Raw genomic sequence first — 24,153 nt, 5'->3', positions numbered from 1 at the left:
GGACCGGGCCGACACCCGCCGGGCGGCCTTTCGCGGGTCCCGCGCACACCGACCATTCAGTCAGCGGCGCGCCCCCGCTACATCGCTCGAAGGCGGGCTTCCCGGCGACGCGTGGTCACTCCAAGGAATGACTCCGCGCTACCCGGCACCCCGCCCCGCCCGCCCGCCGGGGCCGGGTCAGGGCAGGGTGTCCCTGGCCAGTACCGCCGCCTGCGCCCTGCTCTGGCAGCCGGTCTTCGTGAGCACGCGGCTGACGTGCGTCTTCACCGTGTGCAGGCTCACCACGAGCCGGCCGGCGATCTCGGCGTTGCTCAGCCCGTCCCGGATCAGACGCAGCACGTCGACCTCCCGCTCGGTGAGGTCCCGCAGCCGGGCCAGCTCCTGGTCGCCGGGCCGGCGCCGACCGCTGAGATGGCCCTCGATGATCCGCCGAGTCACCGCCGGGCTCAGCGCGCTGTGACCGGCCGCCGCGGCACGGACAGCCCCGGCCAGCTCCTCGTACGAACTGTTCTTCAGCAGGAAACCGGACGCCCCGGCCGCCAGCGCGTCGTCGACGTACTCGTCCAGGTCGAACGTCGTCAGCATGAGCACCCGGCTGCGCCCCGGCCCGAGCAGTCTGCGGCGGCCCAGCTCGGCCAGCGCCCACAGCCCGTCGCGGCGCGGCATCCGGATGTCCATCAGCAGCACGTCCGGCCGCAGCCGCGCGCACGCCTCGACGGCTTCCGCACCGTCGCCCGCGGTGCCCGCCACGGTGATGTCCGCCTGGGTCTCCAGGATCGCGCTCAGTCCGGCGCGGATGACCGGCTCGTCGTCCACGACGAACACGCTGATCTGCTCAGACATCCACACGCTCCAACGGCATCGTGGCCACGACGCGGAAGCCGCCGTCACCAGTCGGGCCCGCGGTGAGTCCGCCGTCCAGCGCCCCCACCCGTTCCTCCATGCTGACCAGGCCGAGCCCGATGCCCGCGCCGGCCGTGCCGCGCCGCGGGGCGCGACCGTTCACGATCTCGCACCGCAGTTCTCCCGCGACGCCGTCGACACTCACCCGGACCGGCGCCCCGGGCGCATGCCGACGCGCGTTGACCAGTGCCTCCTGCACGACGCGATACGTCGCCAGCTGCACCGGCCCCGGTACGGACTCCGGCGCGATGCCCATCGTCAGCCCGGCCGTTCCTCCCGCGGCACGGTGACTGTCCAGCAACGCCTCCAGCTCATCGAGGCCCGGCACGGGCTGGAGAGGGGCCGCGTCTGTGGGGTCGCGCAGTACCCGCAGCAGGTCACGCAGCTCGCCGCTGCTCTGCCTGCCCGCCGCCGCCAGCCCGTCGGCCTGGACGCGGGCCCAGTTGGGCAGCTCGCCGCCGCGGGCCCGCAGGGTCTCCGCGTGCACGACGAGCAGGGTCAGCGAGTGTGCGACCACGTCGTGCATCTCTCCGGCGATCCGGGCCCGCTCACGTTGCGTGGCCTGCGCCGCCTCCAGGGCCTGTGCCCGGCGTGCGTCGGCCGCCCGCCGCTCGGCCGCGGCCAGGAGTTCCTGCCGGGTCCGCGCGGCGAACCCCATGGCCCACGCCAGCGGCATCGGGGCCAGCGCGGCGAGGACGTCCAGGCCGCCCTGGAAGTCACCGGAGTCGGTCGTCATCCGATTCAGCCACAGACCGACCGCGCTCAGCACGCTGACGCCGAGGACCGCCGATACGGTCCGCCTCCAGCTCGCGACGTGGTTGCCCAGGCTGTAGAGCAGCACCGCCAGCGGCAGGAAGACCAGCGGCGACAGCTTGGCTCCCGCGCTCGCACTCCCCACCAGCGCAGCCAAAAAGGCCCCGAAACCCACGACGAAAGCGGTGGTCGGCAGCCGCCGCCTCAGCAGCAGGACCCCCACGCCCACCGTTTCGTACACGGTGAGCGACGTCCAGGCCGGCTCGGAGGTGTCCACGTACGGCTGCGACAGCAGCGCCGGCAGAAACGTCAGTACGACCAGCCCGGCGTCAGCGCCCCACCCGGGCCACCTGCCGTCCATTACTCTCATCCGCCCGACACTATGACCTCGCACGCGGGCCTTCATCACTCCAAAGAACCACTCGCACGCTATCGTGGCTCGACCAGCCTCACCGAGGACCCAAGGACCCGCTCCGCCGACGGCACCACCGTGGCGACCCTCTAGGAAGCGACCTCACCGACCATGGTGGGGACCTTCCCCAAGTGAGCGTCCGTCGCCGGCGGTGAGGCGGAGCGCGAACGACTTCTTTCAGGGCCTCTCGGCGTCGCCGCTGGGGCCTTCTAGCGTCGCCTGATGTGACGGAGCGGTGATGTTCAGGGGGCTGGGCTGCTGTGGTCTGGTGTCCTGTCCTTGGGGTGGGACTTGGGGCGGCTGAAGTGGTTGCGTTCGGGCGTGGTGGGTGTGGGCTGGGGTCGTGTTCGGTTTGGTTGTTCGGGTGGTTGGTCTGTGGTCCGGTAGTTGTGTGGGATTGATCTTGGGTTTCTCGTAGGTGTGGTGGCGCGTCTATCGGAGGCTGCGCTCTCTGGGAGCCTGGGGTCCCGGATGGTGCTGGTCAGTGGCGTGTGTGGATGAGGAAGGCCCGGGGGGGGCTCGTTGGCGTTGCTGGCCAGACGGGGCAGCCCGAGTCGCTGGGCGATGAGGCTGAGGGCGTCGTCGGTGGTGCGATGGGGCCGTTTCGGCAGGGTGGCGAGTGCGCGGGCGAGGGCAACGGTTTCGGGGTAGGTGACCAGGTCGCGGGTCAGTAGGGCGGGGGAGGCGCTGCTGGTGGTGGTGAGGTGGGGGTTGGTGGAGCTGAGCCGGGTCAGGCGGGTGTGCCAGCGGTGGGTGAGGTGTTGCTGGTGGTCGTACCAGCGGGTGGTGATGGCGCGCGCTGCGGTCCAGGCGGTGGTGGCACGTGGGTGTCGTAGGAGGTGCTGGTGGGTGTGGTGCGCGGTGACAAGCTCCGGCGCGGCCCAGGTGCGGACGGTGGAGGTGAGCCGCGGGTCGGGGGCGGCTTGCTGGTGGCGCGGGCACACCAGCCGGTGTGGTGCCGGGTGGACCCAGGCGGTGCCGGTGGCGTTCTGGCTACGGTGGCGGGTGCACAGGGTGCAGGCGCGGACGGGCTGCTGCCCGGCGTTGAGCCGTTTTCAGCACGCGGTGGCAGCGGTGTGGTGGGCGTCGTCGTCGGGGACGAGCCGGGGCAGGGCGCGCGTCAGGTGGGGCAGTGGTGTGCGGGTCAGGCCGGCGAGGTGCTGGGCCGCGTTGTGGTTGAGGTGGAGTTCGGCCACTGGTGGGGCGCCGTGGCGGTGAAGGGTGATGCCGGCGCCGTCGAGGAGCTGGGGCAGCGTCAGCCGGTAGGCAGTGGCGAGGCGTTGCGCATAGGAGGCGGTCGCTTCGCCGGGCAGTGGCCGTAAGCGGAGCACGCCCGGTGCGGCTGACGGGATCTGCAGCCATGCCTGCGTGGTGAGAACGCCGCGCTGCTGCGCGGGGATGGCTGCGGCCGCGGCACGGTCGGTGATGTCTGTCCGGCTCACGGGGTGCTGGTATTCCGGATCCGGGGCCGGGTGCGGGGTTGGTAGTACTGTTCGGCGAGGTGGTCGAGGCGGATGGCGTCGAGGGTGGTTTTGGTGATGCGTTCGGTGCCGTCGACCAGGGCGGTGATGGCGGCCTGGCGGATGAGGCGGGCGAGGCTGCCGATGCGGCCGGCGGTGCGCTCGTGGAGGTAGGGGGCCAGCCGGGGGAGGGTTCCGGGCCGGTGGTGGCGCAGGTCGAGCGCGCCTTCCATGGCGGTGATGAGGTCGCGGAAGGGCTCTTGGTCGCCGAGGCGGGCGGGGAAGGCGGCGCAGTCGATGAGGGAGGCGCGGCCGGCGAGCTGGGCTCCTCGCACGAACGCCGGTGAACAGGGGGTGGCGGTGACGTCGATGCCGGCGTAGACGAAGGTGGCGCCGATGCGTTCGCTGAGGTCTTTGAGCAGGTCGGCGCTCTGGGCGCCGGTGGTGGTGCGGGGGTTGAGCCGGTGGATCTCGTCGATCATCACCAGTTGCACGCCCGCGGCGGTGTAGGTGTGGCAGACGGCGCCTGTGATCTGGGCCTGGGACATGCCGGCGGTGACGGGGATGCCGAGGTAGCGGGCGAATTCGATGGCGAGGGTCTTGGCGCTGGCGGCGGGCGGAACCAGGACGTAGGCGACCGGGGCCTGTCCGGCTGTGGCCGCAGCGCCGTGGCGGCGGGTGTGGGCGAGGTGGCAGGCGCGTCCGACCTGGAGCAGGGCGGTGGTTTTCCCGGCGCCGGCGGATCCGGTGACGATGAGGGACGGCCGTGCGGTGACGGCCTGGTGGCGGCCGAGGATCATCAGGGTGCGCACGTTCTTGGCGAGTGCGTCGATGGCGGGGGTGCGCACGGTGACGAACCGTGAGTGGTAGGCCAGGCGTTCGGCGAGGCTGCGAGGCGGCGCGCCGGGTGGGGGAGGAGCGGCCACGGGAGTGGTGACGAAGGCATGGAAGCCGTCCCAGGTGGTCACCGATCGCTGCTGCGGATCAGGGGTGTCATCGGTGGTGCTTGCCGCGCCCCCGGGAGACCGGTCCGCCGCCCGTGGGGACCTGCGGGCCGGTGCATCGCTCGTGCCCGGCGAGGGGTTCACCACTGCTCGGCTTCCGCTTCGGCGTCCCACAGCCCGTAGCCGCCTGTCTCGGCCGGTGCCGCGCTTGTGCCTTCCGGATCGCCAGTGCCCGGCTCCGTGGCCGGGTCGGTACTGGTGAGGTCGTCCAGGCTTTCGCTCCAGTCCGGTTCCGGGGCTGGTGCGGTCTCTGCTGCGAGGGGGCGCCGCTGCCCGGGCAGGTCGGGCAGCTGCACGGCCGTACTGCGGGCGCGAGATCGTTTGCGAGGGCTGGCTTCGTGTTCCGTACCGGCGGGGCTGCGGGTGCGGCGCAGGAGCTGGTCGAGGGCGTCGGCGAGGTCGGCTTCGTGCGTCTCGCGGTCTGCGCGTTGTTCGACCTCGGTCTGGATATGACGCCAGAGAGCGTCGTTGAAGGGCTGGTGGACGTGGTCGTGGTGGACCCAGGGGATTTCGTGGAGCTGGCCGTCGGTGAGGCGGACGAAGATCTGGCGGGCGTCGTGGGGGTTGTGGTGGACCTCCCACTTGCCGTCCCTGGCCGCGACGGGGGAGCGCTGGCCGCGGTGGGGGTCGAGGATGTCGTGGTTGTAGGTTCGGTAGTCGAGGCGGATGCCGCGTTCGGTGATGGGCTGCCAGCGCACGGGCAGCAGTTCGAGGTAGTCGGCCCCGCTCAGCGGCACCGGCACGTGGCCGCTGACGGTGATCAGTGCGGCCCACATCTGGTTCGGGGTGGTGTGGCGCAGCCCGTCGTGGCGCCGGTTCTGCCAGCCGCAGGTGATCCATTCGTCGAGGAAGTCCTGCAGCTGAGGGATCGTCCACCGAGTCTCGGCCGCCGTCGCCAAGCCGCGGCGCTGGGGATTGGATCCGGTGTGGCCGGCGGCGTGCTGGCAGAACAGATCGTTGATCGAGCCGAAGGTCCGTTCCACCACGGCCTTGGCCTGCGGACGCCTCGGAGGAGCGGGCTGGACGCTCACCCCGAGCGTCTCGCAGGCGGCGACGAAGCCCTGCGAAAGGTAGATCTTCCCGCGGTCGACGACGATCGTCTCGGGCACGACCACCGGCCGTGCGGCCGCGCCTTCCAGGCGTTCGTCCAGCGACAGCATCCGCTCATAGGGCGCTTCGGCCCGCGACAGATGCAGCGCTGCGGGCCAGGTGGGGCGGGCGGGATACGGAACAGCCATCTCGGCCAGGAGCAGGGCGGCGTCGACGGCTTTGGTGCTGTGCGGGCGCAGGACGGCGGCCAGGATGGAGCGGGTGGCGACGTCGACGGCGACGGTCAGCTCCGGCCGGCCCAGGCTGCCGTCCTCGAGGACGGCCATGATGTCCAGACGGGTGGTGTCGATCTGCACCTGCTCCCCGGGCCGCAGCACCACCGGTGCTGCCGACGTGGTGCGGGTGGGCGCGGTGGCGGTACGCGCCGGGCGTCCCGGACGGTCGGCCGGGTCAGCCAGCACGCTCACCAGCCGGTAGAACGTCGAGCGCGACGGCATCTCCACCACCCCGCGTCCGTGCGTGTCCTCCAGGACCTGCCCGACCAATACCTGTAGCCCCTTCACCGTCCCCTTCGACCGGCCCCGCTGGCGCCGCAGCGCCTCCAGCACCGCGGCCACGACCCGCTCGTCGGCATACCCCGTCGGATGTCGTCCACGGGCCGGCACCGCACGCTTGTCGACCAGCCCCCACAAGCCCTGCTTGTGGTAGGCGTGCCGCATCCGCTCCACCGTCGTACGCGTCACCCGCGCGAAGCCGAGCGCCGCCAGCTCCTTCGCCTTGGCCGCATCCCGCTGCGCCAGCGTCCACCGCTCCGGGTCGTACTCCGCCCGCATCGCCTGACCGTCACGGCCGCGGTCAGGGTGCGGCCACCCCGTCTCCACCTCCCGGATGTGCGGCAGCCACGCCAGCGCCCGCTGCTGGGCCGCCAGCGGAACGGTCTCGAACAGCCCCCACTGCGGCACCGCGTCCGGCGCCCGCGCACCCACCACTTCGAAGCCCGGGTCGGCGAACAACCGCCCCAGCAGCAGGCTCGCTTCGGCACCGTCCTCCTGCAGCAGGTAGACCCGCTGACCCTGCAGCGCGGCGACCTGCCAGGTCTGCCCCCGGTAGACGACGTGCGCGCCGACCTCCACCACCGGCCGCCGGCTCTTACCGTGTGTGCCGCCCACTGAGCTCAACCTCTCTCCGGATCGCCGCCGGCATTGCTCATCCGCCCATCGACGCCCCGTCCACGGTCTCCGTCAGCGCAGACCAGCGCCCGCTCGTGCAGCGGCTCATCGAGAGACGCTGTCAGATACCCGCACCACAGCGCGTGATAGGCGGCTGGTAGGACCTGCAAGGAATCGCCCACCGCGGCTACGCCGTCGGTGAGCGGCCGGGGACCGGCGAACGCTTCGGCCAGCGCGGCCCGCATCCCGGGCGGTCCCTGATAGCGGGGGTGGCGGTAGCCGGCCAGCCCTCGCAGGTTCGCCGCCACCACCGCTGGAGGTGGCACGAGACGCCGGTAAGACCAGCCCACGCGCGCGCACGCCGCCTCCAGGACCACCCGTGCCCGCTGCACCCTGTCTCCACCGGCGCTCGGGCTGGAGGGACAGTCGGCGAGGAGGCCGGTGCCGTCCGTGTGGCGGGCGAACAGCTGAGGCACCCACGAGCGCACCCGCCCGTTGGCCGTGTCCCGCCACAGCAGCCGTACCGGACGAGCGGACAGGCTGGTCACGTCCGGGTCCCGGTCCAGGAGCATCAGCTGGGTGCGCATCGCTGCCGAACCGTGTACGACGTGCCGTCCGGTGGTCGCCGACCACCACCAGCCCGGCCCCCACCGGCGGCCCGGAACGACCGGAAACGCGGATACTGGCGCGAGGTCCTCGAACCGCACCGACGCCGCCGCCTGATCCCACGGCAACTGCGTCACCTGCCCGGCGGCCGTGGCGAAAGCGGCTTCGATTCCCGCACCGTTGCCCCCTGCGGCAGCCTGCTGCGAACGCGTGCCGTCTCCCCGCTGTTCCACGCCGGACAGCCAACTCCCTCCCTCCTCCGTGGGGAGGGATACCTCAACATCCATCACCCGAATGGGTGGCCGGTGTGTTGTTGGCCCCACTGCTCGTTCATGGCTGTTCACCGGCTGAGGCGGATGCGTGGCCCCCACGCGAACTCGAGGTCGTCCAGGAAGACGGTCTCCAGCTCTTTCTCCCACTGGCCGCGCAGACCGAACGGGTTGGCCTCCATCCGCTCCAGGCCCAGGGTCTCGGGCTGCCCGATCAGCGCGTACCGGCCGCGCGAGGCGGGCCTGCTGCCCGCCCGTACGCCCGCAGCAGCTCCTCCAGGCGGGCGCGGTGCTGCTCCACGAACGCCTCCAGGCGCTCGGTGTACCCCTGGCGTTCCTCGGTGCGCACCGCGCTCAGCGCGACGCCTAGGAACTCCCCGTCCGGCCAGTGCCGCTCACCCGGTGCGGCCAGGGCCCACGGGAAGCGTTCCGCGGCCGCCAGGACGTCCGTCGCGTCCAGCGCCGGAGCTGAGCCCGGGTCCTCTACCGAAGCCTTCTGCGGGGCGGGGGGAGGCGGGCTGCTGAAGGTGTACGGCCAACAGGGCGCTGGACGCGGCGCGCCCGCGCTGCACGGTGGCGGTGGTGTCGGCGATGCGCAGCAGGTGGCTGGCGACGTCGCGGACACCGGCGTGCCAGCCGTCCTCGAACCGCGGCTCGGAGCCGTGCGGGGCGCTGCTCCCGGAGATCCAGGTGTGGGCGCCGGCCACCGCGCCAGCCTCCAGCTTCGAGACGATGTCGTCGGCCTGGTCGTCCGCGATGCCGGCGGCGGCCAGGGCCTGGAAGACGGTGAACCGCGCCGCCGTGGCCTCGTGCTGATGATGGCTGATGCCGGCCAACTCCTGGCCGTACGCGTCCGCGTCGTGCTGCCCGGTGCTCATGCTGCCCACTCCAGTCCGAGCTCGGCCAACTGCTGCAGCTTGTCGGCGGTGAGTTTGGCGCGCCTGGCCTTGGCGTTGGACAGGAACACCCCGAGCTTGACCTCGGTGCCGTCCTCCAGCCGCTCTACGTGGGCTCTGGGGACCGTCACGGAGCCCGTGCGGTCCTTGTACTGGGCCAGGGCCGCAACACCCCGCGCGAAGGCGTCGGAGGCACCTTTGGACGGCTTCGCGGGCGCTTCCTGCTCTGGGGGCAGCGGCCGGACCCCGAGCTGCTCCAGGCGCTCGCGCTGGCCGTCCGTCAGGGCCTGCCACGCCGCGTGCTGCCGCTGCTTGGCCAGCCACCGGCCGACGTCCATCCCGTGCACGGTGACGCCCGGCTCCACGTACGCCGACACGCTCTCCTCCACGAGCATCTCGCGCACCGCGGCGTAGTGCCGCTGCCACTCCGCCGACCAGTCCGGGCTCCAGTCCTCGTCGACCTCCTCGAGCGCCGTCTCCCACTCGGGGTGGCCCTCCAGGGCGCCGGGGCGGCGCAGGTTGGACAGCCACTGCCCGATCGGCCGGTCCAGCATCGTCGCGGACCGGGGCGCGCACAGCGTCCAGTGCTCGTCGTAGTACGCCTTCGCCGCTTCCAGGTTCTCCTGGAACCGCTCATCCGCGAGGCTCCAGACCATCCCCAGCTTCTCCAGTCGCCTCGCGCGCAGGCCAGTCATCTGCCCGGCCCCGTACGCCCGTCGCTGTTCTGCCACCCACTGCCCAAGGGGTGTTGCCCCCTCCCGGTGTCCGTACGGAACCCGGGCGTTGCCGACCCGCTCGACGTATGCCTTCAGCTTCGCCCAGCCGCGGGCCCAGTCCTGCCGCTCGGTGTCGATCACGTTGAAGGACACCCAGTCCGCGACTATCACTGGATCCCTCGGAGCCGCGAAACGCAGCAGCAGACGGGCTTCGTCCTTGCCTTCTTCCGGCTCCGTACCGATATTCACGGACGGCTGCGCAACGTCCTTCTGCGGCTCCTGCGGAATGGCCAGCAATTCCACGGCCTCTTCATCATGAGCCCGCAGGCCCTTTATCTAGGGGTGGTTGAAGTGTGAGGGATGTTTGTTTGGGTTGTCACCTGGGGGAATGGTTGCGTGACGATCCCGGGGTGAGGGTGGGGGAGTGGTGGTTACGTTCGGCACGTGGAACGGATCTACGTGGGTGAGCGGGCTGTCTCTCCGGCAACGGGCGTGAGCCGGTGGGTGGTGGTCGATTCCCGGACCTACGGTCTGCAGAACGAGGCGGTGGCCTATCTTGCTTCGCTGCGGGCCCGGGACTGCTCACCGAATACCGAGCGGGTCTACGCCGGCAGAGTCGCTCTCTACCTGAACTACTGCCTGATGCGGCGACTGGACTGGGTGACGCCGGGCTTTCTCGGGCTTGCCGGGCTGCAGCAGTGGCTCGTCGAGGCGCCCTTGCCGTCCCGCAGCAGCAGGGCCCAGCCGGGGCTGGCCCGGTTCCGATCTCGGGCGACGGCGAACGCGGTGATGACAGCGGTGGCGGAGTTTCTACGCTTCGGTGCTACGCATGGCTGGGTGCCGGCCTCCACGACCGCCCTGCTGTCGGAGCCGAAGCTGCTGCGCTTCACTCCACCCGGCTACGACGCAGGCGAGTCCGGCCAGAGGCGCGAGGTACAGGCGGCCTCGTTCCGCTTCAGGATCGCTGAGCCGGGCTACGAGGACCTCAGCGACGAACAGATCCGCCACATGATCGCCACCGCCCCGAGAGCGCGGGACCGCTTCCTGGTGGCGCTGCTGGCCTGTACCGGTCTGCGGATCGGCGAGGCGCTCGGTCTGCACCGTGGCGACATGCACCTGCTGACCTCTTCACGCGCGGTGGGCTGCGGGATCGAGGGCCCGCACGTGCATGTCCGCCGCCGCACCGACAACCCCAACCGGGCTCTGGCGAAGTCCCGCTTCTCCCGCATGGTGCCGGTCACCGCCGACCTGGTGGCGCTGTACACGGACTACCAGGACGAGCGGGACCGGGTGGCCCAGGCCGCGGAGTCGGAGATGGTCTTCGTGAACCTGTTCCGCCCGCCGCTGGGCGGTGCCATGTCGTACCCGAACACCAAGGAGATGTTCGACCGCCTGGCCCGTACCGCGGGGCATGCGTGCCGCCCGCACATGCTGCGTCACTCGGCAGCGACGCGCTGGCTGCGCGACGGAGTGGACCGGGATGTGGTGCAGCGGCTGCTGGGCCACGCTTCACCACTGTCGATGGAGCGCTATCGCCATGTCGACGACGCCGAGGCACGCGCCGCCGTCGAGTACGTCGAATCTGTGAGGGAACGCCCGTGAGCCTCCCGTCCATGACTGCACTGGTGCCCGCACCGCGCGCCGCCATCTCGCCGGACTCCCACCTGGAGGGATGGGGGCCGTGGCTAGTGGCCCGCCTGGACCCCGCCTGGCGGCCCACCGAGTGGCGGCCGGACTGCTGGCTGTTCACCGGTAGCGTCCATGAGCCTCGCAGCTCGGTGTCGCTGTGCCGCACGGAGGCGTGTGACACGGTGGTCTCCCCGGCAGGAATCTTCTGCCCCTTCTGCAGGGAGCAACAGAAGACATCGCCCCAGCCGGCCGACGAGTTCGCCCGCACCTTCGTGCCCGAACGCAACCGGGTGACCTTCGGCGGGGTACCGGACCAGTGCGGCTTCAGCAAGGAGGGGCAGCGCTGTGTCCGCCCACGCCACTGCAAGCAGCTGTGCCTCACGCACTACACTCAGTGGAAGACCCACACCCGCCGCAAACTCCCCGGACGGTGGGAAGACACCGCAGCCCCCTACACCGACATCCCCGCATGCCCGGCACCCGCCTGCCCGCTGCCGGGCCTCTACGGCCGGGGCCTGTGCCGCCACCACGCGCAGCGCTTCCGCGAACACCGCCGCTCCCGCCCCGACGCCCTGGTAGCCCCGTGGGCTGCGCAGCAGCCCCCGTACCTCGCCCCGCACCAGTTCAGTCTTCTCCCTCTGCCTGAGCCGCTGCGCCTTGAGGTCCTCTACGGCCTGCAGCAGGCAGAACCGTGGCTGCGGGTCTTCGAGCCCGCTCAGGTCCGCCGCATGGTCCGCGACCTGGCCGGGAGTACCACACTCGTCAGCGCCGTCACCGACGAGCAGATGTGCCCGCGCTCCACCGTCGCCGTCCTCAGGCTCCTCACCCGCGTCCGCACCGCGGTCCAGGCCGCCCACGCCGAGTACACCGGAACAGCACCGGCCCAGGACGACATCCTTGACCTGCGTGCACTGGGCCAGGGGTCCCGCACACCAGCGGGCATCAGAACTCCCAAGACCGTCGACCTGCGCACGATCCAGCAGCGGTGGCTGCGCGATCTGCTGCGGACCTGGACGATCCAGCAGCGCCCCGGAGCGGACGAGTTCGGCCGCACGCTGCGTGGGGTGGAGCTCGCTTCCCGGGCCCTCGCACCCCGCCCGGGCACCGACGACCCCGCACGGCTGCGCTACGACGACGTCACCGCGGTGGTCGAGGCGTTCCGCACCGCGCTCAAACTGGACGGCGAACCCGTCGGCTGGAACTACCGGATGTCCATCGCGAGCCACTTTTTCGCCCTGATCGACTACAGCCGGCGCTCCGGGACCACCGAAAACCTCTCAGCCGCCTTCGTCCGCGACCCCACCACCCACCGCATCGCACAAGAGGAAGCCAACGAGGGAGAAATCGGCAAAGCCATCCCCGAGCCGGTGATCCGCCAGCTCGACGCCCACCTCGACCTCCTCGGGCAGGGCAAGGCCCGAGGCCAGCGCACCCTCGCCCCCGCAGACCTGCAACTGATGTACCGCACTCTCTACATCCTGCTCAGGGACACCGGGCGACGCCCCCTTGAAGTCCTCTCCCTGTCCCTGGACTGCCTGGAGACCCGCAACGATCAGATCTCCCTGATCTGGAACAACCACAAGACCCGCCGGTACCGCCGACGCTTGCCCATCACCGCATCCACCGCCGAAGCCATCCGCACCTGGAGAGCCCGACGCGACCAGCTCCAGCCCACCCTCCCGGCAGCCGGTGCAGACTTCCTCTTCCCCGCCCTGACCCACCTCGCCACCCGCCCCTACCTGCACACCAGCTACCTCGGCGAAACCCTGCGCCACTGGGTCGACTCCATCCCCCACCTCCACGACGAAGGCGCCGACCTGCACGGCAACCCACTGCCCTTCGACCGTGCCCTCATCTACGCCTACGCCTTCCGCCACTCCTACGCACAACGCCACGCAGACGCCGGAACCCCCCTCGACGTCCTGCGCGAACTGATGGACCACAAATCCGTCAGCACCACCCAGCGCTACTACACCGTCTCCCTCAAACGAAAACGCGACGCCGTCACCAAACTCTCCGCACACGTCGTCGACAACCACGGCCGACCCAGCCCCTGCTCCGATTCCGCATACGAGCTGCGCTCCGTCGCCGTCCCCTACGGCGGCTGCACCGAACCCAGCAACGTCAAAGCCGGCGGCAGCTCCTGCCCCATCCGCTTCCAATGCGCAGGCTGCGGCTACTACCGCCCCGACCCCTCCTACCTCACAGCGATCGAACAGCACATCAACGAACTACGCGCCGACCGCGAAACAGCCCAGGCCATGGACGCCGCCGAATTTGTCCCCACCGCCCTCACTGCCCAGATCAGCGCCTACGAGCAGGTCACCGACCGCATGCGCCGCCAACTCGCAGCCCTCCCCGACGCCGAACGCCAGGAGATCGAAGAAGCCAGCGCCATCCTGCGCAAAGCCCGCGCCGGCACCCACACCCTCCTGCCCCTCACCGTGATCACGAGGACGAACCCGGCATGAACCCCCACGGCAACGCGCACACCCTCGTCCAGGCCCGCCGCCGCGACAGCCTCGACAAACGCCAGCGCGCCCTCGCCGCCCTCACCACTCTGGAACAACAGGGCAAAAAGATCACGCATACCGCGGTCGCCCGCACCGCCGGTGTCTCCACCTGGCTCACCTACACCGAAGGCATCCGCGAACACATCGAAGCCGCCCAGCAACGCCAGCAGCCCAAGGCCACGCGCCCCGCAGACACCCGAACCCCCAACGCGACGCTGCGCACGGAACTCGAGCTGGCCAGGCAGGAGGTCCGAGACCTTCGGGAGGAGAAGGAGCGGATGCGGCAGGGGCTCCGGAACCAGCTCGGACAGCAACTCGACGGCCTCGGCACCAAGGACCTGACTGAACGCGTCGACCACCTCGCCCGAGACAACCAGCGACTCCAGGACGCGCTCCGTCAGGCAACCGAAGACAATCACGCGCTCCACAGCCAGGTGACGAGCCTCGAGGCAGACCTGGGCGCGGCACGCACCAGCCTCCGACGCATGATCCGAGAAGAGAACAGAAGCCCTTGAAAGACTGGGTACCTCGCGCCATGTACGGACTGCTGCCTTGAGTTCAAGCAGCAATGTCAGTGGCGGCTGCTACGGTCCGGCGAACTGATGTCGTTGGAATGAGGCGGTATGACCTCCGATTCTGAACCCATGGCTGATCCCTCGTCTTCGCCGTCCCGCTCGGGGACCGGACAGCGCATTGACATCACGGGAGGAGACCACTCTCCGGTCAACGTTTCGGCGCCCTTCTCTTATGCCGAGCAAGGAGGTACTGCCAGCACCAGCATCAATCCGACGGCGCAACCTGCCCCCGCCCCGCCGTGGTGGCACCGCTCAGCCGTCGTCTGGACGGCCGTCGGCTCGATTGCTGCTGTGGTCGCCGCGGTCGTCGCCATCCTCGAGATGACCTGAACCCTCCGACATGAGTTCCACGCGCACTCTTCCGACCAGGGAGCCTTCGTGAACCAATCCCTCAGCAGGCTGGCGCGTCTTGAGCGCGACGTCTTGGACGACTCAGTCGCGCTCGCTTCGATCCTGCGCCAAGTTCTGATCATGGGTGCGCACGCCTCCTCCGCCTCTCTGCGCACATGGGCCCAACAGGAGCTGAAGGGATACAGCGACGCTGTGGGAGAGGTGCCGGAATACCGGAAGGTCCCGGCGCAACTGAAGGCCGACGTGCTCGCGGGGAACGGCCACTTCAAGGGGCAGGAGATCAGCCCCCGGGACCTGCCCGAAACAGTGGAGGGCGTCGGGAACGAGATCACGATCACCTGGGGCGTCCACGAGATCCAGGTGACCGCAGGCTCCAGGGAAGGGGAGCACATCCGACTCGCGGGGGCGAACATGGCGCAGGTTGCCCGGCTAATGAGCCATGACCAGCGTCAGCGGCAGGGCAATCCCACCTTGGCCGTCACGTCGGTGTACTGGTCCGTCAGTACGGCAACCTTGGAAGGCATCCTCGACCAGATACGCACACGGCTCACTGAATTCGTCGCCGAACTGCGCTCTGCCCTGCCGAACGGGCAGGAAGAGCCGACGTCTGAGCAGGTCCAGCGTGCCTTCACCAGCATCCACATCACCGTCGGGGATAACTCTCCCGTGACCGTGAGCGCACCGGTCGCCTACGCGGAACAGGACGCCACCGCCACCGTCCCGGCCGGCGCCCCACTGGAACTCCCTCGGTAACAGGTCTTGGCGTCCTGTCCGTCCCCCACGCAAGAAGCAAGAAGCGAGTAGTCCGCATGCCCAAGCAACCGCCCCTGGACAAGTTCGAGCAGGATGTCTTGGACGCGTCGGTTCCCATTCAGCAACTTCTGCGGCTCGTGATCGTCCTGGGCGGCCGCGCGTTCTCCGAGCCCTTGCGCTCCTGGGCACGCAACGAACTGCAGGGCTACCCCAGCCCCGACGCGCCGCTGCCCACCTACCGGACGATCTCCGCACCCCTGCAGGCGGACTCCCACTCCCGATTCTGGCAGGGACGCAACGAGACCATCAGTGCTCTCGATCTCCCCGACATCGCCCACGACCTGATATCCGAGCAGCTGCCCGTCACGTTCAGTGTCGGCAAGATCCAGAACCTGATAGCGGGTCAGGACCCCCACGCACCGCTCAAACTGGGCATACCCGGCAGTGCAGAACTGGCCCGCCTGATGACCAGCGAGCGTTCCGGCCACGGGGTGGTGGTGGAGAGAATCTACTGGTCGGTTCACGCCTCGGCTCTCCACGACATCCTCGAACAGGTACGCAACCGGCTGCTGGAGTTCGTTGCCGAACTGCGTGCCACCATGGAACCGGGAGAGCAGGAGCCCACGGTGGGCCAGGTGCACCAAGCGGTGCAGACGATCAACATCACTGTCGGCGACTACTCGCCGGTCCACGTCATCGCCCCCCACCGCCGTAGTGCACCGGTCAGCTTTCCCACCCGCCCGCGCCACCGTTGGTGGCCTCAACGCTGACCCGTAGTGCGCGGCACGGAACGCCCTTACCTCCTGCGTTTCGGCATTCATACCCTTGCTGACACGGACCTGGAGCTGGTGACTGCATGCTCACCTGCGGCGGGGACTCGCGCCGTCCCGGCCGAGGTCGCCGTCGCGCCGACCAGCTGCCGAAAGACAGCGGCCCCCGGGCGCTCGCCGACATCGTCCTGCGACGGAGCGGGTGCTGCTGACCTACGACCAGATCTACGCGTACGAGCTGCCCCTAACCGAGGGCAAGCGCGGCGACCCGGGGTGGCCGGCCTTTGCCCGCCGGTTTCGACATTGAGCGCCCGGTGCAGTGGCAGGTGGAGGCGCTGGAGCCGGCCGAACTCCAGCATGGTCCTGACCGCCGTCGCCCCGTACGCCGACCGCGACGTCCTCGCCCAGTAGTTTGCCCGCGAGGAACAGCCGCGCCGCGTACTGTCCGAGTTCCTCGGCGAATGGGGGTGGACCGCGGAGGAGCCTCAGCCTGCTCCCTCAGTACGCCTCGAAGTCGGATTCCCAGTAAAGGTCGGGCTTTTCGTCGTCGTTGAGTATCTGGCCCTTGATCCCCGCAAGGTCAAGTTCCCACTGCGTGAGTCTGAGCCCGCACACGCGGCACCCGAAGTGCCGGGGGAGGAACCAGACCTCGCCGTACTCTCCAGATTTGTCCCGGCCGCTTGCGAAGCCGGTGTGGCCGCATGCGGGGCATTCCGCGGGTGCGGACAGCGGCCACGGGGCGGCCGTCGGCAGCGCGGAGAGACTGCTGACGAGTTCGGCGATCTCGGTTTCGGACAGGCGTCGGGTGGTCTCGGCGAAGCGCTCGCGGGCTTGGCGGAGTTTCGCGTGGTACCGGATCTCCATCTCGCTGGTGGCCTGGGCCACCAGTGCGGTGCAGGCTTCGAGGTGAGGCCCCCAGAATCCGTCGGGTTCTGTCGACAGGGCCTTCAGGAGCGCGTTGATGTGCTCGATGCCCGCGGCTAGGAGTTCGCGGCACTCGGTGACGGGTTGGCCCCACCCCATGTGGGTGATGCCGTTGCGGGACTCCCGCAGTTCCTTGAGCTTGGCAGGCGTCTTGTGCTCGGGGCCGAGGAGTTGCGCTGCCCTGAGGATGGCCCCTTCACCGCCGATGGTCTTGAGGCCGGCGCGGCCCTTCTTTACTTGTCTTCGTTGCCGCTCAGGACCAGGAGGTCGTCCACGCTCGGCTGCTTCTCCGACGCGAGGAGCACAGGAGCGATAGACGCCAGGTACGCCTTGGACGCGTGTTCCACCGCGACCGCCATGTGGTGCACGGCGAAGTCCTGGTCGATGGGCTCCTCCAGGTACGCGTCGACAGCCGTACGTGCCCACTTTCGGGCCGATATCAGCAGGTGCTCGTGAATCGATTCGTGCGACATGCCCATCAAGGTAGAGGGCGGTGCGGGAGCGCACTGCGAATTCGGATGCCAGGCAAGGTGAGCGGACATGTGGAATCGTGTCTGGGCGTCCCCCATCATCATGGGATGGGGGACCAGATAGACATCGCGCTGTTGCGGAGGCTGATCGACGGCGTGCTCCTCACGCTGTACAGGCGCTACACCGAGAAGGAACTGCCGGCGCTGTGCGAGCGCCTCGGCCTTCCCGAGCCCAGCGAGGGCAGTACCAAGCACGAGCGCCTGGTAGCCGGCCTGAAAGCCTGCCCCGACGACCGCCTGCCGGATGTCGCCGCAGCGGTTCTTGAGCAGGAGGAGCTCGACCAGGCCGAGCGGATGGCGCTGCAGGATGTTCTATGGATCGGCCGCCACCACGTGCACATCCCGGGCCGGACCAGGCGCGAGCTGGCCAGAGACCTCGACCTGTCCGACCACCTCGGCTACCCGGACCGCTTCATGAGCCTGCTGGGCCGACTGTGGCACCTGGACAACGATCCACTCGGCGGGTGGACCACCCCGACAAACAGCCTGCGCAGCCAGATCGAGCGCCACGTGATTCGGTTCCCGGACGACTGGACGACCGAGCAGTTCTTCGAGCAGCTTGGTGCCTTCGAAGCACCGCACCCTCGCTTCGGACACTTCCTCGAGGACCTGGCATCCCCCGCCGTTCTACCCGACGAGCCGGCGCAGCGCCGCTTCGTCGAGATGGCTAACCGGCACCTGAACCTCGCCGGCGCCCAACTGAGCCAGCACGGAGAAGTAGACGGCTACCCCCACTTCCAGCTTGTCGAGCATGGCCGCGGTACCGCACGCCGACCGCGCAACCTCATCTTCGCCACCCTGGGCAAGCCCGACATCCGCTTCACCAGCGCCCTCGACAACGACATCGAGGTAGCCGAGCGCGCCGACGAGGTGCTGGTCTACGACCGCCCCGTCGGCAAGGAGGGACTGCTCTGGCGAGACCTTCTGGACTGGTGGCAGGAAACCCGGGATATCACTGATCAGGAGCAGGCGGCGCGAACCCTCTACAGCCGCATGGAGGCTTCTCTGCCACCAAACTCCCCAGGACAGAAGAATCTGTTCTGGCACTATCACCACGCCAACCGGGACCGCTTGAACGACGTGCCCGCCCTCCTGCCGGAGATCTGGCTGCACTGGGACCCCAAGAACCTTCGCCAACGCGGCGCGCATGCCATGCAGAACCTGCGGATGGACTTCCTCATGCTGCTCCCGGGAAACCGGCGAGTGGTGCTGGAAGTCGACGGCATGCAGCACTACACCCGCAACGAAGGGACCGAACCCGACAGCGCGAAATACGCTGCGACCATGGCCGGGGACCGCGACCTGAAGTTCCGCGGCTACGAGGTGTTCCGCTTCGGCCACGACGAACTCCGCGACCGGGACCGCGCCCAGCCGCTGCTCGCCGGCTTCTTCACCAAACTCATTGACCGCCCACCCGCCGGTCCATCTCGAGTGCCGCTGTCAGCCCGAGGCTGATATGGGTCTCACGGTTCTGGTCACGACGCCGCTGACGACCGCAGGGTGGCTATCGGCGGGAGAGAGGTTGGGACGGGGGGCGACGTGGATGCCGACTTCACCACCAGCACCGGATCGATCTGGCGACCCTGCGCACGGTACCGGCCTCACGTACCTGGTGATCAAGGTCAGGGCGTGGCGACCAGGTGCAGCGCCCAGGCGAACGGTCCGATCTTTGAGCGGGAGCACCGGCCCTGACAGGCGTGCTAGTACCGAAGCCAGGGTCTGCCTCGGCTGACACACGCAGAGAGCCGGACCTGCCACAGGTGCCGTCGATCTGTGCCTGCCACCGCAACGCAAAGCCTTCGAAAGTTCCTGCTCGATGTCAGTGGCCTGCGAGATCATCATTCCGGCGTTCGGGCTCTGCCGGACGAGGGCTGAGGGGGACAGGGTGCCGCAGGAACTCTTCTTTGAAACTGTCCAGCGTGACAACTACTCATACACGAGGTTGAACCGCGCGGCCATCAACGAGCTTCGCACCGCCCCGGCCGCCGGCGGTGACGAAGAGGCTGCGTACGCTCTCATCGACCTGCTGATCGACGACTTGCCCCAGGCCCCTGAGCACGACGGACTGATGGACAACTCGGAGACGGGAGCGGTCATACGGTGTCTCAAGGCCGTTCTGCGCCGCCTCGGTATCGAGTTCGAGGTCCCCTTTCACGACAAGCAGGGCTACTACTCGTTCCGGATGGAGCACAAGAATGGCCTCATTACTGACCTGACCAGGGTCTTTGCCCCAGCACGCGCAGCGCTGGAACGACGCGAGCAGACCACCTTCACCGGAGGCTTGCGAGGGCTGCGCGGCGAGCTGCGCAACCTCATCTTCGCCGCCGAGCTGAAGCCAGAGATCGTCTGGAGGGACGTCGCAGGTGGTGTCATCGAGATCACGAAGAACAAGGACCACTGCCTGCTGTATGACCGTCCAGTGGGAGCCTCGGGCCTCACCTGGAGCGAACTCAGCAAGTGGTGGCACCTCCAGGACGGCATGTACGGGATGTCTGAGCACCTCAGGCTGCAGGCGCTTCTGAAGCGGCTGAGGGGGGCACTCAACGCCCCGGAGCAGCTGTTGTTCAACACCTACTGGGATCACGCGATGCAGCGAGGCTTCGGCGACTGTCCTGCTCTGTTGCCACAGGTCTATCTCCATTACGACCCCTTGGCGCAACATCAGCGGAACCAACGAGCGGAAGGCAAGGTGCTGACGCGGCAGCGGATGGACTTCCTGATGCTCGCTCCCGGCGGTCGCCGATACGTTCTCGAGCTGGACGGGAAGGAGCACTACTCGCGTGAGGGGAAGGCCGCACCCGACCTATACGCCGACATGGTCCGAGAAGATCGGCGGATTCGTCTTCAGGGGTACGAGGTGTACCGGTTTGGCGGAGCCGAGTTCGTGGATCGGCAGGCTGCCAAGCTCATGCTGAGCGGGTTCTTCGACCAGTTGCTGGCTCCATAAGCTCCGCCCCCCACGAGGAAGCCATACAAGCTGCCGTCACCTCCAAAGCCGGAGCGGGTACAAGCTCGACAGCCCAGGTCATTGCGGCCCGGGCTATCGCGCGCTGCGGCTCAGCGCCAGACCGAGTCAGGCCCAGTCCACCCCCAGTTCCCGCAGCGCATTCATCTGCTCCTGGGTGAGTTTGCCCCGCCTCGATTTGGTGTTCGATACCCATACGCCCAGCTTCACGATCACCGGCTCCGTGTCGCCGTCGACCGAGACCTTTTCGGCGTGACCGCGCGGTACCGGCCGATTGCCTTCCCGCTCGACCCACTGGGCAAGGGCCGCGAGGCCGCGTTGGAAGGCCGCTGCGGCCTTCTCGGCCGTCTTCCCGGCGCTTTTGGCTGTCGGGGCCGCAGCGGGCCGCTCGGCGGGTTTGACGCCCAGTTCGGTCAGCCGCCGTTGCTGTTCCTCTGACAGTTCAGCCCATGCGTTGGTCTGCCGCTTCAGCCATCGTCCGAGGTCGTCGCCGTCGAAGGTCACGCCGGGCTGGATTTCGGTCAGGACGGTGGGGCCGTCGGCGTCGACGAGGTCGGCCAGGACGCGGTAGTGCCGCTGCCAGTCGAGCGGCCAGGGGCAGTTCCAGTCCGGGTCGATCGTGGCCAGCTGCGCCGCCCGCTCCGCGGCTCGTTCTGGGTCCTTGCCGAGACCGCCTGTGCGGCGGAGGTTGGCCAGGTGCTGCCCGATGGGCACCATTGCCTCGCCCTCGCCCCACACCGCGTCCTGGCGGGGTGCGAGGTGCCCGTGGGCGCGCCGGTAGGAGCGGAGTGCGGCGAGTTTGTTCTCCCATGCTTCGTCGCCCGGCTCCCACACCATCCCGGCCTCGTCGAGGAGCTCTTTGCGGTGGGGGTCGAGTTCACCTGCGCGGTGCGCGCGGCGCTGCTGGTGCACCCACCGGCCCAGGGGGTAGTCCTTCGTGACGCCGACCGCGGTCTCGACGTCATAGGGCACGGCGTGCAGGCTGGTGATCCCGTTCTCGGTGCGCCACCGGATGAGGGCCTGGTAGCCCTCGAGCCAGACCAGGGACTGGGGACGGATGACACGGCAGCGGGTCAGGGCCGCGATGTCGGCGGCATCGCGGGGGGAGGCGAAGTTGACCACGACCGCAGTGACCCGGTCGACCTCCTGCTGCGCCTCGCTGCTCTCCTCGGGCATGTCCCCGTTCTCCGGGTCGGCCGCGGCGGCGGGCCGGACGTGGATACGCCGCCGTTCGGTACCGCGGGTCAGGGCGCGGGAGGCGAGCTGGTCGACCATGCGCTCGGAGTGCGAGCGCAGGGCTTGGAGGATGTCGACCAGGGGCTGGTAGCTGGCCGAGGCGACCATGTCCTTCGGGTCCTCCCCGGGCTGGAGGAAGACGGGGATGATGATCCGCGCGGTCTTGGTCGTGCCGTCCGGGTTGGGGCGCAGGGCACGTCCGATGTTCTGGACGACGTCCACCTGGGAGCTGCGCGACCCGACGATGCACACGGCCTCGACCCCGCGCAGGCCGGCGATGTCGACCCCGACCCCGAGAGCGCGTACGGAGGACAGGAACGCCCGGTGCACCCGCCGGTTCTGGGCGTTGATGCCGTTGGCGAACCGCTGGATCACCGCACGCCGGTGCGCGATGGGATGGTCCCCGCACAGCCAGTCCGCCCACACCCGGTCCGCAGGCACGTGACGGCCCTCCTCCAGCTCGTACAGCTCGGCGTCGATCGACGACGCGGGCAGCTCCTCCGCACCTACCAGCGCCGCCGCGGAGGCCTCGGTGGTATACAGTTCGGCGGCCGTGTGCGGCATCTGCTCGGCGAACGCCGCCGCCTCCTCCACCCGCTGGTGGAACACCATGGTGGTGTGCAGATTCTGCTGCGCCGCATGCTCCAGCAGCGCCGCCTGGAGCAGGGCCATGCGCCGGCCACGCAGCGCGTCCTCGGACAGGCCCAGGACCGGATCTGGGTCGCGGATCTCCAGCACGTCGATCTCGAACCCCGCGAGGATCGAGCGTTCCACCGCCTCCGCCAGCCCAAGATCAAAAATCCGGGTGCCGTAGGTGCTGGAGTCGTCCTCCATCGACGCGATGACCACCTCTCGCCCGTCCCGCCCGCGCTGCGGCCGGGGCGCGGCGAGGATGCGCGGGGTGGCGGTCAGGTAGAGCCGGAAGTCGACAGAGATCCGGCTGTTGTCGTGGATCGCCGCCCACGGCCGCCCCATGTCTCCGGCCGTCATGTGCCCCTCGTCCAGAATGGCCAAGTCAAACGGAGCCATCCGCTGCCCGTACAGTCGCTCCCCGCCCGCCAGAGCCGATTCCAACGGCCCAGGGACAGTCCGGCGACCAGTGACGTCGGCGGGGTCCTCGCGGTCCACGAGAGAGGCGTACGTGGCGAATACGACCACCGGCCCGGTGCCGGCCCACAGGGCGAGCTGGATCGGGTTGGTGGTGGTGCGCACTCCGAGCTGCTCCAGGACTTCGTCCTTGTCCACCGAGCAGACCGCGACCATCGGCGCCCGGTGCCCGACCCGCCGCCAGGACTGGGCACTCTGCACGATCAGGTCCAGCGTGGGCACCATGACGAGGATCCGCCCCTCCGGGAAGTACTCCAGAGCGCACGCAGCGGTGGTGATCGTCTTACCGGACCCGGTCGCGGACACCCCCATGGCACGCGCCCCCTCCGGAGGCACAAAGGATCTTGTAGGAAATCCGACCCAGTTACGAAAGCGCAATTTCTGGTCGACCTGGTGTTCCTTGAGCGGAATCAAAATCATTTCCAAGCCCTCCCCGATTCCTATTTCTATGGTCCTTCGATGGCCGCGTGTGGAATGCAGGCGGCACCCGATCCGTTCCAGATCGACGCACCCGCCCTGTGTCAGCCGGGCCTCCCGTCCTTGAAGGGCGGTTGGTCGTCCGGGTCGTAATGCCCGACACCGTGCGTGCAGAGGATGTAGACCTCGTCGCTGTTCACCGTCCGCGCCGTACACAGACCGCCGGCCTCGCCCAGCACCTCCAGAACCTGGCGCCGCGCCGTGGTGTGCGGATGGGCGCGCGGCAGCACGGACTCCCGGACGAACCCCTCCAGCCGCACCATGTCCGCCCGTTCACGCTGCCTCACGTCCGCGAAATGTACGGCCAGCTCAGCCGCCCCGCCCGACCGGCGCCGCGCCGTGGCCAGTCCCGGCCCGCGATGCCCCCAGGGCCTCGCTCACCGCCATCACGCCTTCGTCCCCGCCGTCCGCGAACACAGCACACCCCGAGAAGCCGGCGCCATGCCGTCCAGCTCCACCACCTCGCACTGCGCCCCGGCCACCAGGTTGTCCGCCTCGCTCGCGGGCACGCCCGGAGCTCCAGGAGCGCGAACAGTCTCAACCGGTCGTTCACACCCGCCGTCTGATACTGCGTCACCCGGCGCATCGAATCGCTGCCCAGCGTGGGATCTGGTCCGGTAGCTTCGTAGTGACCGGTCATCTGGCCATCCTCTCGGAACTTGGGAGATTCCCGAGTGACTGGCGGGTGTCCCAGATTTCTGCCAACAATACATGCTGCATCTATCTGAGGCAGCCACTGCACCAGAACCCGACACGAATGAGCGACACCCGCTCCGCGTAGCCAGCCAGGCCCGCGCAAGCGGGCCTCTGGGTCCTGGAGGCGTAGCCGTAAGGACCTTGAGGCGGGGGAGCGCAGCGGACCCGCCGGCCCAGGGCGGAGTGAGGCGAAGCCCAGGGTCAGCGAGGCGAAGCCCCGCAGCTCCGGAAGCGCAGCGGACGGAGCGTCACTAAGCCCGCGAAGCGGGCTTAGTGAGCGGGACGCGGAGCGTCCCGCCAGCGCTCCCGCGGAGCGGGAGCGCAACACCCGCGCGCAGCGCGGGTGTTCGCTTGCACATCGCGCAGCGATGTGGTACCCGCTCCGCGGG

The 24,153-nt window shown here is 69.2% G+C and carries 22 protein-coding genes; 8 read left to right on the top strand and 14 right to left on the bottom strand.

Annotated elements, in window-relative coordinates:
* Positions 1-177 precede the first annotated feature (177 nt).
* The 9 genes from ACH4OW_RS37825 to ACH4OW_RS37785 all read right to left on the bottom strand — a co-directional run bounded on the left by ACH4OW_RS37825 (position 178) and on the right by ACH4OW_RS37785 (position 9,541).
* The gene (locus ACH4OW_RS37825; protein WP_398033223.1) at positions 178-843 is read right to left on the bottom strand and encodes a response regulator; all 666 of its coding nucleotides are present in this window, start codon (positions 841-843) and stop codon (positions 178-180) included.
* Positions 836-2,017, bottom strand: a complete 1,182-nt coding sequence (locus tag ACH4OW_RS37820; protein WP_398033341.1) for a sensor histidine kinase — start codon at positions 2,015-2,017, stop codon at positions 836-838. The genes ACH4OW_RS37825 and ACH4OW_RS37820 overlap by 8 nt, the downstream gene beginning before the upstream one ends.
* A 1,106-nt stretch (positions 2,018-3,123) precedes the next feature.
* Positions 3,124-3,510, bottom strand: a complete 387-nt coding sequence (locus ACH4OW_RS37815; protein ID WP_398033220.1) for a TniQ family protein — start codon at positions 3,508-3,510, stop codon at positions 3,124-3,126.
* A complete protein-coding gene (locus tag ACH4OW_RS37810) occupies positions 3,507-4,496 on the bottom strand; it encodes an ATP-binding protein (RefSeq protein WP_398033217.1) in 990 nt (329 codons plus the stop codon). The genes ACH4OW_RS37815 and ACH4OW_RS37810 overlap by 4 nt, the downstream gene beginning before the upstream one ends.
* 116 nt (positions 4,497-4,612) lie before the next feature.
* Positions 4,613-6,751: a Mu transposase C-terminal domain-containing protein gene (locus ACH4OW_RS37805; protein WP_398033215.1), complete on the bottom strand. Its 2,139-nt coding sequence runs from the start codon at positions 6,749-6,751 to the stop codon at positions 4,613-4,615.
* A 5-nt stretch (positions 6,752-6,756) separates the two neighbouring features.
* Positions 6,757-7,590: a TnsA-like heteromeric transposase endonuclease subunit gene (locus ACH4OW_RS37800; protein WP_398033212.1), complete on the bottom strand. Its 834-nt coding sequence runs from the start codon at positions 7,588-7,590 to the stop codon at positions 6,757-6,759.
* A gap of 250 nt (positions 7,591-7,840) precedes the next feature.
* Positions 7,841-7,975 (bottom strand): hypothetical protein, encoded by a 135-nt coding sequence (locus tag ACH4OW_RS37795; RefSeq protein ID WP_398033210.1) that lies wholly within the window; start codon positions 7,973-7,975, stop codon positions 7,841-7,843.
* Between the two features lie 46 nt (positions 7,976-8,021).
* Positions 8,022-8,504, bottom strand: a complete 483-nt coding sequence (locus ACH4OW_RS37790; protein ID WP_398033207.1) for a hypothetical protein — start codon at positions 8,502-8,504, stop codon at positions 8,022-8,024.
* Complete coding sequence (locus ACH4OW_RS37785; protein WP_398033205.1) at positions 8,501-9,541, bottom strand: helicase associated domain-containing protein; 1,041 nt, start codon at positions 9,539-9,541, stop codon at positions 8,501-8,503. The genes ACH4OW_RS37790 and ACH4OW_RS37785 overlap by 4 nt, the downstream gene beginning before the upstream one ends.
* 141 nt (positions 9,542-9,682) lie before the next feature.
* Here ACH4OW_RS37785 and ACH4OW_RS37780 point away from each other — a divergent pair, with 141 nt between their 5' ends.
* The 6 genes from ACH4OW_RS37780 to ACH4OW_RS37755 all read left to right on the top strand — a co-directional run bounded on the left by ACH4OW_RS37780 (position 9,683) and on the right by ACH4OW_RS37755 (position 15,829).
* Positions 9,683-10,840 (top strand): tyrosine-type recombinase/integrase, encoded by a 1,158-nt coding sequence (locus ACH4OW_RS37780; protein ID WP_398033203.1) that lies wholly within the window; start codon positions 9,683-9,685, stop codon positions 10,838-10,840.
* Between the two features lie 11 nt (positions 10,841-10,851).
* On the top strand, positions 10,852-13,338 hold the full coding sequence (locus ACH4OW_RS37775; protein ID WP_398033200.1) for a tyrosine-type recombinase/integrase: 2,487 nt from the start codon (positions 10,852-10,854) through the stop codon (positions 13,336-13,338).
* Positions 13,335-13,895 carry a DUF6262 family protein gene (locus ACH4OW_RS37770; protein ID WP_398033197.1) on the top strand — a complete coding sequence of 187 codons (561 nt, stop codon included), beginning with the start codon at positions 13,335-13,337 and terminating at the stop codon, positions 13,893-13,895. The genes ACH4OW_RS37775 and ACH4OW_RS37770 overlap by 4 nt, the downstream gene beginning before the upstream one ends.
* A gap of 129 nt (positions 13,896-14,024) precedes the next feature.
* Positions 14,025-14,285 carry a hypothetical protein gene (locus tag ACH4OW_RS37765; RefSeq protein WP_398033194.1) on the top strand — a complete coding sequence of 87 codons (261 nt, stop codon included), beginning with the start codon at positions 14,025-14,027 and terminating at the stop codon, positions 14,283-14,285.
* A 48-nt stretch (positions 14,286-14,333) separates the two neighbouring features.
* On the top strand, positions 14,334-15,059 hold the full coding sequence (locus tag ACH4OW_RS37760) for a hypothetical protein (protein WP_398033191.1): 726 nt from the start codon (positions 14,334-14,336) through the stop codon (positions 15,057-15,059).
* Positions 15,060-15,115: 56 nt separating this feature from the next.
* The gene (locus ACH4OW_RS37755) at positions 15,116-15,829 is read left to right on the top strand and encodes a hypothetical protein (RefSeq protein ID WP_398033189.1); all 714 of its coding nucleotides are present in this window, start codon (positions 15,116-15,118) and stop codon (positions 15,827-15,829) included.
* Positions 15,830-16,327: 498 nt separating this feature from the next.
* On the opposite strand, the gene ACH4OW_RS37750 is transcribed toward ACH4OW_RS37755, so the two are convergent.
* Positions 16,328-16,852: a hypothetical protein gene (locus ACH4OW_RS37750; RefSeq protein ID WP_398033188.1), complete on the bottom strand. Its 525-nt coding sequence runs from the start codon at positions 16,850-16,852 to the stop codon at positions 16,328-16,330.
* 134 nt (positions 16,853-16,986) lie between these two features.
* Positions 16,987-17,226, bottom strand: coding sequence for a hypothetical protein (locus ACH4OW_RS37745; RefSeq protein WP_398033187.1), 240 nt, complete (start codon positions 17,224-17,226; stop codon positions 16,987-16,989).
* 105 nt (positions 17,227-17,331) lie between these two features.
* Between ACH4OW_RS37745 and ACH4OW_RS37740 the strand changes: the two genes are divergently transcribed.
* Together ACH4OW_RS37740 and ACH4OW_RS37735 are read left to right on the top strand one after the other, a co-directional pair.
* Positions 17,332-18,738 (top strand): hypothetical protein, encoded by a 1,407-nt coding sequence (locus ACH4OW_RS37740; protein ID WP_398033184.1) that lies wholly within the window; start codon positions 17,332-17,334, stop codon positions 18,736-18,738.
* Positions 18,739-19,105: 367 nt separating this feature from the next.
* Positions 19,106-20,230 carry a hypothetical protein gene (locus ACH4OW_RS37735; protein WP_398033182.1) on the top strand — a complete coding sequence of 375 codons (1,125 nt, stop codon included), beginning with the start codon at positions 19,106-19,108 and terminating at the stop codon, positions 20,228-20,230.
* Between the two features lie 126 nt (positions 20,231-20,356).
* Here the strand turns inward: ACH4OW_RS37735 and ACH4OW_RS37730 are convergent, their stop codons facing one another.
* The 3 genes from ACH4OW_RS37730 to ACH4OW_RS37720 form a co-directional block, all read right to left on the bottom strand.
* Entirely contained in the window at positions 20,357-23,011 is a 2,655-nt protein-coding gene (locus ACH4OW_RS37730) for a Helicase associated domain protein (RefSeq protein WP_398033179.1), read from the bottom strand.
* Between the two features lie 101 nt (positions 23,012-23,112).
* On the bottom strand, positions 23,113-23,355 hold the full coding sequence (locus tag ACH4OW_RS37725; protein WP_398033176.1) for a hypothetical protein: 243 nt from the start codon (positions 23,353-23,355) through the stop codon (positions 23,113-23,115).
* 99 nt (positions 23,356-23,454) lie between these two features.
* On the bottom strand, positions 23,455-23,577 hold the full coding sequence (locus tag ACH4OW_RS37720) for a hypothetical protein (protein WP_363134826.1): 123 nt from the start codon (positions 23,575-23,577) through the stop codon (positions 23,455-23,457).
* Positions 23,578-24,153: the final 576 nt, after the last annotated feature.

Origin of the sequence: Streptomyces sp. NPDC017056 (assembly GCF_044332485.1) — a bacterium.
Lineage (GTDB): Bacteria > Actinomycetota > Actinomycetes > Streptomycetales > Streptomycetaceae > Streptomyces.
Note: the sequence above shows the minus strand (reverse complement) of the source record. Positions and strands in the feature narration are given on the sequence as shown.